At 60.7% G+C, this 14,069-nt stretch carries 12 protein-coding genes and 1 pseudogene; 11 read left to right on the top strand and 2 right to left on the bottom strand.

Annotated features, from left to right (window positions below):
• Positions 1–75: 75 nt before the first annotated feature.
• From CHB84_RS23540 to CHB84_RS12670, 3 genes and pseudogenes are all read left to right on the top strand, one after another.
• Positions 76–318 (top strand): annotated as a pseudogene (locus CHB84_RS23540) (transposase); the annotation flags it as partial.
• 725 nt (positions 319–1,043) lie between these two features.
• Positions 1,044–2,576, top strand: a complete 1,533-nt coding sequence (locus tag CHB84_RS12675) for an acyl-CoA synthetase (protein WP_089301784.1) — start codon at positions 1,044–1,046, stop codon at positions 2,574–2,576.
• 372 nt (positions 2,577–2,948) lie between these two features.
• On the top strand, positions 2,949–3,719 hold the full coding sequence (locus tag CHB84_RS12670) for an enoyl-CoA hydratase/isomerase family protein (RefSeq protein WP_245818707.1): 771 nt from the start codon (positions 2,949–2,951) through the stop codon (positions 3,717–3,719).
• 448 nt (positions 3,720–4,167) lie between these two features.
• On the opposite strand, the gene CHB84_RS12665 is transcribed toward CHB84_RS12670, so the two are convergent.
• Positions 4,168–5,349 (bottom strand): TetR/AcrR family transcriptional regulator, encoded by a 1,182-nt coding sequence (locus CHB84_RS12665; RefSeq protein WP_089301782.1) that lies wholly within the window; start codon positions 5,347–5,349, stop codon positions 4,168–4,170.
• A gap of 515 nt (positions 5,350–5,864) precedes the next feature.
• Between CHB84_RS12665 and CHB84_RS12655 the strand changes: the two genes are divergently transcribed.
• From CHB84_RS12655 to CHB84_RS12630, 6 genes are all read left to right on the top strand, one after another.
• The gene (locus CHB84_RS12655) at positions 5,865–6,728 is read left to right on the top strand and encodes an SDR family oxidoreductase (protein ID WP_089301780.1); all 864 of its coding nucleotides are present in this window, start codon (positions 5,865–5,867) and stop codon (positions 6,726–6,728) included.
• Positions 6,721–7,875 carry an acyl-CoA dehydrogenase family protein gene (locus CHB84_RS12650; protein ID WP_089301779.1) on the top strand — a complete coding sequence of 385 codons (1,155 nt, stop codon included), beginning with the start codon at positions 6,721–6,723 and terminating at the stop codon, positions 7,873–7,875. Before CHB84_RS12655 ends, CHB84_RS12650 begins: the two co-directional genes overlap by 8 nt.
• Before the next feature lie 34 nt (positions 7,876–7,909).
• Positions 7,910–8,680: an enoyl-CoA hydratase/isomerase family protein gene (locus CHB84_RS12645; protein ID WP_245818706.1), complete on the top strand. Its 771-nt coding sequence runs from the start codon at positions 7,910–7,912 to the stop codon at positions 8,678–8,680.
• Between the two features lie 7 nt (positions 8,681–8,687).
• Positions 8,688–9,203, top strand: a complete 516-nt coding sequence (locus CHB84_RS12640) for a nuclear transport factor 2 family protein (protein ID WP_089301778.1) — start codon at positions 8,688–8,690, stop codon at positions 9,201–9,203.
• A 110-nt stretch (positions 9,204–9,313) separates the two neighbouring features.
• The gene (locus CHB84_RS12635) at positions 9,314–10,078 is read left to right on the top strand and encodes an enoyl-CoA hydratase/isomerase family protein (protein WP_089301777.1); all 765 of its coding nucleotides are present in this window, start codon (positions 9,314–9,316) and stop codon (positions 10,076–10,078) included.
• A 383-nt stretch (positions 10,079–10,461) separates the two neighbouring features.
• Positions 10,462–11,223: an enoyl-CoA hydratase/isomerase family protein gene (locus CHB84_RS12630; RefSeq protein WP_089301776.1), complete on the top strand. Its 762-nt coding sequence runs from the start codon at positions 10,462–10,464 to the stop codon at positions 11,221–11,223.
• A gap of 482 nt (positions 11,224–11,705) precedes the next feature.
• Here CHB84_RS12630 and CHB84_RS12625 read toward each other — a convergent pair whose 3' ends face one another.
• Positions 11,706–12,347, bottom strand: coding sequence for a TetR/AcrR family transcriptional regulator (locus CHB84_RS12625; RefSeq protein WP_089301775.1), 642 nt, complete (start codon positions 12,345–12,347; stop codon positions 11,706–11,708).
• 551 nt (positions 12,348–12,898) lie between these two features.
• Between CHB84_RS12625 and CHB84_RS12620 the strand changes: the two genes are divergently transcribed.
• Positions 12,899–13,588: an SDR family oxidoreductase gene (locus CHB84_RS12620; protein WP_245818705.1), complete on the top strand. Its 690-nt coding sequence runs from the start codon at positions 12,899–12,901 to the stop codon at positions 13,586–13,588.
• A 57-nt stretch (positions 13,589–13,645) separates the two neighbouring features.
• A complete protein-coding gene (locus CHB84_RS12615; protein ID WP_089301773.1) occupies positions 13,646–14,056 on the top strand; it encodes an SCP2 sterol-binding domain-containing protein in 411 nt (136 codons plus the stop codon).
• Positions 14,057–14,069 lie beyond the last annotated feature (13 nt).

Raw genomic sequence — 14,069 nt, 5'->3', positions numbered from 1 at the left:
GAATGCCTCAATGACCGCACTCCCAACGAACTCATGCGACGATGGCAACGTCAACAAGCACCAGCGTGATTCGCAACGTTCACCAGAAACCGCCCGGTCTGGCCGATCGTCTACATCGACGCCCTGTGGATCAAGATCCGGGACGGGGCGGTGACCAACCGGCCGGTCTACCTTGCGGTCGGGGTGGACCTGGATGGCTGCAAGCACATCCTCGGGCTCTGGATCGGCCCCACCGAGGGTGAGGGCGCTCGCTTCTGGATGTCGCTGCTGGCCGAACTGCGCAACCGCGGCATCCAGGATGTGTTGATTTGTTGCTGTTACCTGGCCACCCGCACACCGGCCCACCGGCCGCGGTACGGCACGACGCGCAATCCGGTGGAAACTCGTTGCCGACACCGTCGCCATCACCTTCGAGGTCCGCATCACCCCGCGCGGAGACTAATCAGCGCCAAACCGGATCCACGAATCATGTGACAATCCCCGTAGTCGACGTGATGTACAACTTCCTTGCGAGCTTTTCGGGCGTTTCGTACTCGGCAAATTACACAACGCAGAAAACTGTCGAGCCATCCTTGTCGATCAATCAAAATACGCGCTCCCGGCGAATGTGTGACAGATACGATCATAATAAAGTCAATTATTATGGCTGTGTAACGTCCGGACGCGTGCACGCAGGCTGCGTCGAGTGCGCCAGGTGTACAGGGCCAGGTGTACAGGCTTGGGTATCTCCGGATTCGCCGGTATCCAAGTGCACGGTGTGTACGTCGAGGACGCCCCTACCGACATGGTCACGGGTCGCCGGAGACGTCGATCATCCTGCTCCACAGCGACGCTATACGTGCTACCTCGGTGCCGTGTGGCCGGTGCACGCGTAGTTGGCACGGCGGTCGGCCACGTTCGTCGAGCAACGCGTGGGCGAGGGGTCGGTTCGTGGCTGTGGGCACCAGGTACGAAGCCCTGACGATCAAGCGTTGCAGTCACAGATCGACAGGATAATCATGGTTATGTTAGTGTCATCTCGGCGTAGGACCCTGGAGGTATATATGTATCCTGGAACGCATGCGCACCGCACGCCGGACAAACCTGCAGTTGTCATGGCAGAAACCGGGGAGCAGCTGAGCTATCGCGTCCTGGATGAGAACTCGGCCCGGCTGGCGAGGGTTCTTAACGACGCCGGGTTACGTCGCGGCGACGTGGTCGCGATGTTGTCGGAAAATCGGCTCGAGTGCTTCGAGGCGTACTGGGCTGCGTTGCGATCCGGGCTTTACATCAACGCAATCAACACCCACCTCGGTGTCGAGGAAATTGCGCACATCGTTAACGACAGCGGGGCTCGCGCTCTGGTCACGACGGCGAAGCAGGCTGAAGTCGCCGAGGCACTGGTGGCGCATACGTCCGGTGTGGCCAATCGCTATGCCATCGACGGGCACCTCACGGGACACCGCGACTACGGAACCGCCCTGGCGGAAGCAGGGCCACGGCTGACTCACGAACCGCGCGGTGCGACAATGCTGTACTCGTCGGGCACGACGGGCGAACCGAAGGGTATCAAGACGGCATTGCCGGACGCCTCCGTGAGCGACCCGGGTGAACCGATTACGCACTTGTTGCAGCGAATGTACGAGCTCACCGCCGCCGACGTGTACCTCTCACCTGCACCCATATATCACGCGGCACCGTTGAACTGGTGTGGTGCCCTGCACGCCTTGGGCGCAACCGTGGTGATGATGAAGCGCTTCGACGCCGAGGGGGCGCTGCGGGCGATCGAGCATTTCGGGATAACGGTGACTCAGGTAGTTCCGACGATGTTCGTACGCATGCTCAAACTCCCGGAGAAGACCCGCGAAGCATACGACATGTCCAGCTTGCGGGTGGCAGTTCACGCAGCCGCGCCGTGCCCGACAGACGTTAAACGCGCAATGATCGACTGGTGGGGTCCGATCCTGCACGAGTACTACGGTTCGACAGAGGGAAATGGCATCACGTTCATCGATACTGAGCAATGGCTGCGCAAACCGGGGTCGGTGGGCCGTGCGGCACTGGGGACAGCGCGAATTTGCGACGATGACGGCGCCGAACTCGGTGCCGGGGAGGTCGGCCTGGTGTACTTCGAACGCGATCACCTGCCGTTCGAGTACCACAACGATCCGGAGAAGACCAAGATCGCGCAGCATCCGCAGCACCCTACATGGACCACGGTCGGTGACGTCGGATATCTGGATGAGGACGGATTTCTCTACCTGACGGACCGAAAGTCCTTCATGATCATTTCTGGAGGGGTCAATATCTACCCACAGGAGATTGAGAGCGTGCTGACCCTGCATCCCGCGGTGGACGACGTTGCTGTAATCGGTGTGCCGGATACGGATATGGGCGAGCAGGTCAAGGCGGTGATCAAACCTGCTCATGAACTGGAAGCAAGCAATCAGCTGGGTGAAGAGCTAATCGAATACGTGCGTTCGCGCTTGGCGCATTACAAGGCGCCTCGCAGCGTTGATTTCGTGACGACACTGCCGCGCACCGCCACCGGCAAGCTCCGTAAGGGAGAACTACGCGATCAGTATGTCGACCAGTAGCAGGTTGTGGTGTCGATCCAGCCAGACGTTTCCGTGTGCGGATACACTCCAGGAATGCCAAGTACGTCGGCCCGTGATGCGCTTACGGCGTGGCGTACCGGCGTTGTTCGGAGCGCAGCAGGAAGCGGCGGCGTAACGGCTTCTTCGACGCACAATGCGACTCGAGTACTGGACCAGGGCTGCGGAACAGGGCGCTGTAGCAGTGAAGCGCACTAGGAAGGGACATACCTCGACGTCATGAAACCATTATCCGCTTTGGTTCGACTGGTGCGGATCGCCGATCCAATGTGGTTTTGTGTCGTAAGGAATGCGAAGTTCAATGTGATGGAGTAAAAGGATTCGGAGTTGATTATGAGTGAGTACCAATACTTGGTGACCGATATCGAGGATGGTGTGGGAATTATCCAGCTCAACCATCCGGAAAAACGTAACGCGTTAGGATGGGCGCTACATTATGAGCTCATCCACGCCTTCGACAGCTTTGCCGAAGACGAAGATGTCGCGGCCGTGCTGCTGGTTGGTAACGAGGATTTCTTCTGTGCAGGATGGTCACTGGATATCCTGCAAGACACCAGCGACAGCGAGCGCACTCGCTTCGTCGATCTTGCGCTGAAACTAATGACCACGATCTACGACTACGGCAAACCCACAGTCGCGGCCGTAGCAGGCGTGGCGCCCGGATACGGTATGGATCTGGCCAATATGTGCGATATCACGGTCGCCTCCGACAATGCCGCTTTCGGATCTAGCCAGGCCAAGTATGCGATGAACGGCTTTTACCATGGCATGTTGCGCAAGGTCGGAGCACAGCGGGCGCGTCGGATGCTGTTCACCGGCGATCCTATCGACGCGCAGGAGGCCTATCGCGTGGGTTTGGTCGACGAGCTCGTACCTGCGGGCACGGTATACGAAGGTGGCCTTCGACTGGCGAAGCACATCGCCGAGTCGGGCGCGGAGCTGACGACTGTGCTCAAGCAGGTAGCGCTGCGTGCCGGCAACATGGGTCACGTAGAAGCCACGGCTTACGAGTTGCGGGTCACTGCGGATCTTGTGCAACGGGGTCTGTTCACGCGGAAGTTGGCGGAAGGTCTAGAACACCTACGTTCCGGCAAGAGCAAGGCGACAGAGCGGTTGCGCTCGTGACCGCTACGGAACGGGCGACGGGCCTACATCTCAGGTGGTGTGATCATCTCGGTGTGTCTGGTGGCGCTGCGTGAACATTCCGGACCGGGGCTCGTGATCGGTGCTGCAGGATGGTCAGTGGCGGCGACGAGCTCGAGACGTGACGTGGCCGGGTATGTCTGAGCTCGGCGCCTTCGGCGAGGGGATAGTTGCACGGGGTCTTGGTGATGCATTGGCGTCGGTCATGGCGTCGGCACAGGCCCCCCGCTCGGACAGCCGTCACCCCGGGACCGAGACGGATCATCCATGATCGGCCGGTCGGGCTCGAGCGCGATTCGCATGATGGGACGACAATCGCCACAGGTCGTGCTCCCGAGTCGCACTGAGGTTAGCGCTCGGCGGACACCCCCACCACAGTCCGGACGCTGCGGGAAAGGCCAACCAACGATGGCGACCGCGACCTGACCGGTTACGCATTGAGAACGGCATGAACCAGGCGATCGAGCTCGGCTACGATTTGCGAGCGCGTATGGAGATGGCCGACACGTACTACGTCGTTGACGATGGCTCTGGCTGCATATACGAGTACGCGGCTGGAGGACACCTCTAGCTCGGGTCGTCGCAATCGCAGCGCGTTCACCCACAAGTCTATGTTCGCGGACAACTCGGATGTGATGTGGCGCCTGGCCCGCGGTGGCAGATTGATCGCTTCATTCACATAGACGCCGAACAACTGCCGTTGCTGAACGCCCAGTTGAATGTAACTACGCGCCAACTCGTCCAAGGACACAGTCCCATCGTGGTTGCCATGGCTGGTTTCCAGCCGATGGGCAGCATCCGAAAAGGCTGCCTCCAGGAGCTCGGACTTCGTCGTGAAGTGGTGATATATGCTCGGACCAGCCAGCCCGACCGCTGCGCCGATGTCGTCGAGACTGACCGCCGCGTATCCGTGTTCGTGAAACAGATCGATGGCGGTCCTCAGCAACTGTTCACTACGAGTAAGCGAAGTGTCGGCATGATCGTGCTGTGCACTCGCTGCCGGGGTTCCTTGATCTGAGTGAGGCATCGTCGTGCGAGCGACCGCGACTGCGGCTCTAGTAAGCCAACCTTGGTAAGCGGGCCGTGGCATGTTTACCACCCCCATCGACGGACTGGCCAGCGTCGCCAACATTGCGGTGACGACGAGCGCCAGCTCACCACGATCGAGGTCGGGGCGCGCAGTTCGCACACGAGCGGAGCACCGAGAAACGAAATCATCGAACCGGGCCTGGAGCTTCACGCGTTCCTCACCATTGAGGTGCCGAAGCTCGCGTTGTAGAAGGGTCCACAGATCGCGCCTCTCGAGTGCTGCCCCAGCGAGGCCGGCCACGAGGCATTCCAACGGCTCGTCTGCCTCGTCGAAAGCGGTGTCGACTACCTCGAGTCCGCTTTCGATGGCCCCTGCCAAGAGTGCGTGCTTGTTCCGAAAGTGGCGATAGACAGCTGGTGCTGTGATGCCGACCGCGTTTGCGACGTTCGCGAGTGACACCTGGTGGAAACCGTATCGATGAAACAGGCGCGCCGCCGCTGCGGAGAGCTGCTGCCTACGCTGTTCGGCTCCGGGTCGAGCCACGTCGACGTGACGACCTCCCTGTGCTGTCGTGCTTGCCACACCTCAGTCTCTCATCGGAGTAGCGCGATCGTGCCACTGCCCAGGGTGAGCATACGCGGTCACAACGTCTTGTTCAGTGAATATTAACTAGACTAGTATCGCACGTGCCCCAACCAGGCAGTACCGGAGGGAACGCCAATGATGTCCGATCCGTCACCAGAACAGCCCCCCTTTATGCATGGCGTCCCTCGTGGTTCACGCGGACGGCGAAACCGTTCAGGGGTTTTGAATACCATCGCGCCTATCAACATGGTGATCGATCTGGGCAGCGAATCGCGCACCCGGAGCTCGAGCCTCGCCCTCAGCGATTTCGGCGATCTGGCGTTGAACGGTGCTTCGCGGAACATCGGAGTATCCGAGGTCGTGGCGCGCCTTGGCAAAGGTGGGACCCGATCGGTCTCGGAGGCCCGGGTCGGTTTGGACGACAGGGCGCCGGAAGGGGTCCGCCGGCATAGTCGTCGGCTCGGTCCACTGGAATCACTCGCGAACCAGGCGACCACCGGTAAGGAGTGCTGATGAGCGCCGACAACCAGAAGTCTCCGTTAGCCGGTCGGACCATCCTGATGTCGGGTGGCAGCCGAGGAATCGGACACGCCATAGCGACCCGTGCGGCCCGCGACGGCGCGAACATCGTGCTGCTGGCCAAGACCGACGCTCCGGACTCGCGGCTCCCAGGAACGGTGCACACTGCCGTTGCCGACATCGAAGCCGCAGGTGGCAATGGGCTCGCCGTAGTAGGAGACATCCGCAGGGAAGAGGATGCCACGCGCGCGGTCGAGAGCGCTGTGGAGACCTTCGGCCGGATCGACGTCGTGTTGAACAATGCCTCGGCGATCGCACTGGAGCCGATCGGCACGTTACCCCTCAAGCGTTACGACTTGATGCTCAACGTCAATGCTCGCGGCACTTTTGTGCTGGTGAGCGCTGCATTGCAGCATCTTTACGAGTCCGACAACCCGCACGTGCTCACCTTGTCGCCGCCGTTGGATCCAGATCCCGTGTGGCTGCACCGGCATGCTCCCTACACTCTCAGCAAGTACGCCATGACGATGCTGACTCTGGGTCTGGCTGGGCAGGATCATCCCAAGCCGTTGGCGGCGAACTGCTTGTGGCCGCGTACCACAATCGCGACTGCGGCGGTGCGGAATATCGTCGGCGGTGATGCGGCTATGGCGGTCTCCCGCCGACCCGAGATCATGGCCGATGCCGCCCACGCCATCCTGTCCCGCAAGGCGAGCGAATACACCGGGCAGTGTTTCCTTGATGAGGATGTTCTACGCAGAGTGGGAACAACGGACTTCAGCGCCTATCGCTACGGCGATGCCGATGAAGCCGATCTCAAACCAGACTTGTTCTTGCCCGGAGGTGAGCATGCCTGAGCTTGCTCGCACGCTCTACGACGAAGACCAAGAGCTGTTCCGTGAAACCGTGCGGTCCTTTATCGATGCCGAGGTCGCACCCTTCGATGAGGAATGGGAAAAGCAGGGGATCGTTGACCGATCTCTGTTCCGCAAGGCCGGCGCCGTCGGGCTCCTCATGTTTGCCACACCGGAAGCTTACGACGGAGCCGGAATCGACGACTGGCGGTTCAACGCCATACTCAGCGAGGAGTTCGGCCGCTCCGGCTATGCCTCGGCCGGACTTGGACTTGCCTTACAAAACGACGTTGTCGGCCCGTACATGCTCGATCTGACCGATGACGATCAAAAGGCCCGCTGGCTGCCTGGTACGACGTCCGGTGAGCTGATCGGTGCGATTGGCATGACCGAACCCGACGCGGGTAGTGATCTGTCCGGTATCGCCACACGGGCCGTCCGTCACGGTGACGAGTACATCCTGAATGGTTCGAAAACGTTCATATCTAATGGCCAGAACGCAGACCTCGTGGTCGTCGCCGCACGCACGTCCGAAGACAAGCATCGTGGTCTGACGCTCTTCGTCGTCGAACGTGGCATGCCTGGCTTTGAGCGAGGTCAGAACCTGGACAAGATGGGCCTGCATGGTCAAGACACCAGCGAGCTGCGGTTCACCGATGTGCGCGTTCCGGTGGCTAACCGGCTCGGTGAGGAAGGGCAAGGATTCTTCCAGCTCATGCGCAACTTGCCCCAGGAGCGACTCTCGCTGGCGGTATCGGCGGTTTCGGCTGCAGAAGGTGTGCTGGCTCGTACGTTGGAGTACGTAACTGAGCGCCGTGCCTTCGGGCGCCCGATCGGTTCCTTTCAGCACAACAGGTTCTTGCTGGCCGAGTTGCACAGCGAGGTGGATATCGCACGGATCTTCGTGGATCACTGTGTAGCGCTGCACGCGCGCGGGCAACTCACCGCAGCCCAAGCAGCCAAGGCGAAGTGGTGGTGCACGGAGCTTCAGGTCCGGGTTGCCGACCGTTGCCTGCAGCTGCACGGCGGTTACGGCTATATGCGCGAACAGGCCGTCAGCCGCGCCTTCACCGATGCCCGCATTCAGACCATTTATGGAGGGACCACCGAGATCATGAAGGAAATTATCGGTCGTGAGCTCGGGTTGTGAGGCCGTCGGCTTGAGTTCGCCGGTATCTCTGGATGTGACTGAAGGCGTTGCGTTGATCGGCCTGCACAGACCCGAGCATCGTAATGCCATCGATCTGCCGATGGCACGGGCGCTTCGTGACACGGTTGCCGAGGCCAGGAGGTTGTCGAAGCTGGGCGCCGTGGTCCTGTTCGGGCACGGTACGGAGTTCTGTGTCGGCGGTGATCTTCAAGAGTTCTCCGCGGCCGCGGACCGCGGTGCCTTGGTAGGCGAGCTGGCGACGACTGCGCACGATGCGGTACTTGAGCTTCGCTCATTGCCTGCACCGCTCATCAGCGCCGTACACGGCGCGTGCGCCGGGGGCGGGCTCGGTTTCGCGCTCGCCGCCGACCTCGTCGTCGCCGAGCATACCGCGCGGTTCGTCGTAGCGTACACAGCTGCGGGCCTTACGCCCGATTGCGGGGTCTCCTGGGTATTGCCGCGCCTGGTCGGTCCGCCTCGCGCCAACGACCTGATACTGACGAACCGAGAACTCGACGGCGCCGATGCTGAACGACTCGGTATGGTCAGCCGCGTCGTCGAGTCCGGAACCGCCTATGAGCACGCTATCCAGCTAGCGCGTTCGCTGGCCGACGGACCGCGTCCAGCGCTGGCCGAATCCACCCGGTTGGTGCGTTCCGCCAACGGACGTTCGCTCGAAGCACACCTACAGGCGGAAGCGGACTCGATCGTGTCCGTGGCCAGAACACGGGATGCCGGTGAACGGATCGCTGCCGTCCTGCAGAAGGGCTTCCGGTCGTCTAGCCCCAATGAATCGACAAAGTGAGGTAATTATGGAACAAGCTGATATCGTTGACGATGCATTCTTACGCCGCTTCGCCACTGATTGGCTGTCCGCGTGGAATTCGCACGACACTGAACAGGTCCTGGCCTTGCTCCACCCTGACATCCATTGGGAAGACACTGTCTTCTGGACCGATATACTGTACGGGCGCCAAGCGGTGCGAGATTACGTTGAGCGGATTTGGCAGGTAATGCCCGACGTCGTATTCGACGAGACTCAACTGTTCACCGCACCCCAGGACGGTCGAGCGCTCGTTCTGTTCCGCCAGTCCGGGCACGGGCCGCCAACGCTCGCCCCAAATCGCCAGTTTGCGACCTACGGGTGCGACATCTTTCTGGAGTTTCGTGACGGTTTGCTGTCTCGCTACCTGGCGCAATATGAAATCACCGATATGATGCGCCAGCTCGGTGCGCTACCGCCTCGTGAGGGAAAGATCGGCGGTGCTTATCTACTGTCGCTACTCAATCGCAAGGATTGGCCTTCATCAGCGCAGGCCGGACCGTGATCCAACCCAGCTGATCATCGAGGTGCGTAATACCCCGCAAGGGTCACTGCAATCCTCCCCCGCGCGGGCCTCGTTTCGTCACGCAAGACCGAAATAAAGAAGGTGCAATTATGAGCAATTTCGACAGTATCAAGTCCGAAGTCGAAGACGGTGTCGGCGTGATTACCTTTGACAGGATCGACAGGCGCAACGCGCTCAGCGTCGAACTGATGACGGACCTGAGCGACCAGTTGGACGCGTGGAATCACGACGACGAAGTTGCTGCTGTGGTACTCACCGGTGGTGAAGATACCTTCTGCGCAGGCCTGGACCTCGACCTGCAATCGGGATTCACTGAAGAAACACGCGCAATCTACTCCGAGGCGTGTCTTCGCGCCTACAGCACATTACTGGATTACCGGAAGCCGACGATCGCTGCTATTGGTGGCCCTGCGCTGGGTGGCGGATGTGATATCGCGGTGTTTGCCGACATACGGATCGGAGGTGATAATGCGGTCTTCGGGTACCCGCAGATCAAGTTCGGACTGACCCCCTACTTTTCCCCACTCTGGCGTATTGTCGGCTTGAGCCAGGCGAAGCTGCTGACGTTCTCGGGTGATCAAATTGACGCCGATGAGGCCCTGCGGATCGGTCTCATCGACCGAATGGCTACTCAGGGTAAGGTCGTGAACAGTGCGACGGCCCTCGCTGCTTCGATCGCAGAGACGACCGTGACGTCTGCGGTAAACAACAAGGAAATAGCGCGGAGGTCACCCGCGATGGATCCGATAAGCGCGCTTTCGTACGAGACGCTCGCCTATCGCGAGGTCATTTGGCACCCGGATGTGATCGCTCGCATCGAGGACGCCTATAACAAGATCAGGAAGAAGAAGTAGTGCGAATGTCAGATATGGTGGTCCTCAACAAGGAGGAGTTCCGGATCATCTGAGAGTGACGGGCCTTCGTGGCTTAATGGTGGTGCGTGGGTGGGGGCAGTGAAGCCTGACGGTGATCCAAGCGAGGTGAAGCAATACATCCTGGGGAGGGACATCCAAGACAGGGATCGGGTTGTATGCGTGCTGCGAACCGGATCGTAGGCAGAAGATCAGGCTGGGCGTCGGGAGTTGATGTGCTGGTAGGCGCGTGCTCGGTCCATCCTGCCGGGTTGACGAGTCAGTGTGAGACGGGCGGATCGTCGAGTCATCCGGGGCAGCGGGAAGGTGACAGCATGGACGCATACGGGGCCCGATGAGGCGTCATCACCGGAGGGCTCGACATCATGGTTGGTGAACAAGTCAGCATTGAGGGAGATGGCCCGGTACGGCATCTCGTCCTGAATCGGCCGGACCGACACAACGCGCAAACCCCGGTGATGTGGGCTGAGCTAGCAACGGTGGGGCGGGAACTGGCGGCCGACCCGGACGTGCGATGTCTTGTGATCTGCGGTGCAGGTGACACGTTCAGCTCCGGAATCGACCTCAACGAGTTGCGCGATCCGAATGGCTTCATCAAACGTCTCGCGGCCCATCCGAACGGGGACCCCGATCCGATGCTCGGCGATATCGCCGTAGCGCAACAGGCGTTCCAGTGGATGCTGCGCGCACCCTTCCTCATCATCGCCGCGGTCACCGGGGTCGCGTTTGGCGTGGGATTCCAGCTCGCGTTGGCAAGCGACGTCCGGATTGTCGCGTCCGGGGCGCGATTGGCCTTACGGGAGGCATCCTACGGACTGATTCCAGACATGGGAGCGACCGCATCGTTGCCGCAGCTGGTAGGTCGCGAGCGGGCGTTGGACCTGATGCTCAGCGGCAAGGAGATCACCGGAGAGGATGCGGTGACTCTGGGAATTGCGCTGAGTGCCCATCCTGACGCGGATGTGGTTGCCGCGGCCGAAGAGTACGCCGCGGCGATCGCGAGTATGCCGCGATCGGGAATCGCCTACGCGAAGGCTGCAGTTGACGAGCCGAGCCAGGAACGCAGCCTTCGGCAGGCCGCACGTGGCCAAGCTGCATGCATCCGTCAAGCATCCCTTCCGGAATGACGCTTCGATGGTGCTGGATTCGCGGCTCTTCGTCACGGACCTTGGAGTGGTGGGGAGGGCGGCCGGGCGGCACGCCGGGTAGGAGTGGCTCGCGGTGGGACCTGGCGTCTTCCCGGCCCGTGCTCGGAAACAGTACGCCGAGCCCCTCGCGGAACTGTCGCACCCGGGACTCGCCGGACATCCCAGGGTTTCAGTGGCACCTGTGCAGGCCCGCGTGTGCTGCCCGCGACGTGCCTCGATGTTTATGGTCCCTGATCGAGAGCTGCGGATCATCGCTGGGTTTGAGGAGACGGCGACGGGATCGCCTACGGGTTGACCTGCAAGAACGGAAACGTCGGAGGTCGGGCTGCGGCGGGGGCTTACCACGCGTCGGACTTGTTGAATCCGGTTGCCGACGTGGTCGGCCAGCGCGGCACGACAACTCATTAAGACTCCAACCACCTCGAGTGTCTCGGGACCAATGGTGGTAGGTGCCGCTCCCCTTATACCTGGGTCTGGTGCAAATCACGACGATCTGGCGCCACGGTGATGGCTTCGGAGGACCCGGAAGCTCGCGCGAGAACGAGATGCACGTATTGATCAAGCGCCCATTTCAGCTGGGCATGGTCGATCGGTGACTGGAGCTGCTGCATACCGACCACGATACTGAGCCCCAGTGCCGCTAGATGGTTAGCCTGTGGATCGCATGGCAACAGGTTGAGCACGGCTCTGCGGATCAGACCGAGACGCAGCTCGTCGACCTCATGCTGAACTGCATGGACCATCTCGTTGACCCTGCTCCATGCCCGGAGCTCCGCTTCGGCCTCGTGGGGAACGGTCATCGCTTGCTCCGAGAGCTTCCGGAAGCGCTCAGCGGGTTCGTCAATGACCTCGGCCACCTCGATGATGCGCTTCGTCTCGTCCTGCCGCCAGGTCTGGAGAAACTGAGCGATGAAGTCGTTGAGGTTTCGGAAGTAGTTGTAGAACGAGCCTGTCGTGACTCCCAGGACACTGCAAAGCCTTACGACCTGCAGGCTCGTGAACCCTTCGCTCGAAAGCAACTTGTACGCGCTATCAAAGTACTGCTGGCGCGTGACCGACGTCGGCACTATGGCTCCGATCAAGGTCTGGTGCCATTCCGGCACGTGCTGCGTATACCGCCCTCGCTCTCAGCATAACAGCACCTATCCCGTCACGCGGGAGGCGCGACCACTGGCCAGCACGAGGGCTACGACTCACACATACACAGCCACTCCTAGTAACGACTTCGCATAACCGAGACTATCCGCTGGTGGACGATACGGATGTGAGAAGCCTGGTCGGCGCTTCCCAGGGACACGCTCGGCACCGTGCTTCGGATGCTCGTCAGACGATACAGAAGCAGGCGCGCAACCGCGCTTGCACATAATCGAGGTTATGTTACGCTACCGCAAAACGCGTGGCGTCAGTCACTAGCGCGGCAGGCTAGCGAACAGGACCAAGCAGCGACCGTGTCGGCAACCGTGGTTCTCCGTAAGCCTTCGTATCGACGAGCGTGTGTCGCGGTGCACGTTGTGCATCCCGGCGTACCGGATAGCACCGATCAGGAGCTGACGAGATGGATGTGCGCGGATCGCGCTGTGTAGTCACAGGCCCGAGACCGGGCGTCGGAGCGGAAGGAGCGCGGCAACCGGCCTACCAGGATGCGGCCGTCGCGGTGTTGGATGTCGAAGCGCCAGACGTTCCTGCGGGGCGCTTCGTGGAGTGCGACTCGTCGAACCCTGCAAGCACCGACGATGCGGTTGACGAACTCGGCACGGGTCGGGACGTGGTGTGTAATGTAGCCGGCTTAGCCGGTACGGCCCCTGCCGAGCTCGTGATGAGGGACAACTTCCCGGGACATCGGCATGTGACAGAGCGACTACCGGACCGCATGAACGACGGTGTCTCGCTTGTCGCGGTGGCATCGATGGCGCGGTTCGGCCGGCCTCGGCGACTGGAGCAGCTCCGGCAGTCGCTGAACAGAGACGACCTCGACTGCGGTCCCGTGCGGCTTCGCGACAATCAAGTTTCTGGAAATGCATACAGTTTTTCGAAAGAAGCTGCAACGGTATACGTTATGACGATGGTCCTGCCCCTGGCCGAGCGAGGTCTACGCATTAATGCGGTAAGTCCAGGACCTGCCGAGGAACCTGTCTTGGACGATTTCGCGACGATAGTGGGTAAGGACGACTTGCCGAGTGTACGAAACCTCGTCGGGAGGTACGCCGAGTCGGCAGACATCGCTCCGGTCACGGTCCACCCTTCATCGGGCGATTCCGCCTGGATAAAGGGTAGCAACATCATAGCCGACGGTGGCATCGGAGACGCAATATTGTCAGGGGTGATTACGGGTCCGGACCGATGACGCGGATACGTATTCCGGTATCCGCCAATGAACGCCGTCACCGTGAGAGGAGTATCCATGCCAGGGTTCGCCACTACCGAAGAAATCAACAAATATATAGGTGGAATATTCGAAAAGGCGTTGGACGACACCGATATCGGACCCCGGCTCATGGCCACCGGAATGACATTGCGAATGAACTTCTCGGATCCAGAAGCTGTTATAACCGTCGATTTTCCGGGGCAGAGTATCCTTACCGGAGAAGACGCGATAGTAGACGCTGACGCGATACTTTCGATGTCGGCAGATACTGCGAACGGCTATTGGCAGGGGAAAGTGAGCCTGCCGCTCGCCATGGCCAAGGGAAAACTGACAATTGGGGGATCGGCCGCCGAGCTGTTGAAGCTGGCACCGCTCGCAAAAGATCTTCATCCAGTCTATATCAGCATGCTGGAAGAGAACGATCGTCACGATCTGATCATTGCGTGAACGCACTGTTGGG

This window comes from Haloechinothrix alba (assembly GCF_900188115.1).
Taxonomy (GTDB): Bacteria; Actinomycetota; Actinomycetes; order Mycobacteriales; family Pseudonocardiaceae; genus Haloechinothrix; species Haloechinothrix alba.
This window is presented reverse-complemented; position numbering and strand designations above follow the sequence as displayed.

Bases quoted from the DNA above. Each gene is read 5' to 3' on its own strand.
- CHB84_RS12675 (WP_089301784.1), top strand. From the start codon at position 1,044: ATGTATCCTGGAACGCATGCGCACCGCACGCCGGACAAACCTGCAGTT.
- CHB84_RS12655 (WP_089301780.1), top strand. From the start codon at position 5,865: ATGAGCGCCGACAACCAGAAGTCTCCGTTAGCCGGTCGGACCATCCTG.
- CHB84_RS12650 (WP_089301779.1), top strand. From the start codon at position 6,721: ATGCCTGAGCTTGCTCGCACGCTCTACGACGAAGACCAAGAGCTGTTC.
- CHB84_RS12640 (WP_089301778.1), top strand. From the start codon at position 8,688: ATGGAACAAGCTGATATCGTTGACGATGCATTCTTACGCCGCTTCGCC.
- CHB84_RS12635 (WP_089301777.1), top strand. From the start codon at position 9,314: ATGAGCAATTTCGACAGTATCAAGTCCGAAGTCGAAGACGGTGTCGGC.
- CHB84_RS12630 (WP_089301776.1), top strand. From the start codon at position 10,462: ATGGTTGGTGAACAAGTCAGCATTGAGGGAGATGGCCCGGTACGGCAT.
- CHB84_RS12615 (WP_089301773.1), top strand. From the start codon at position 13,646: ATGCCAGGGTTCGCCACTACCGAAGAAATCAACAAATATATAGGTGGA.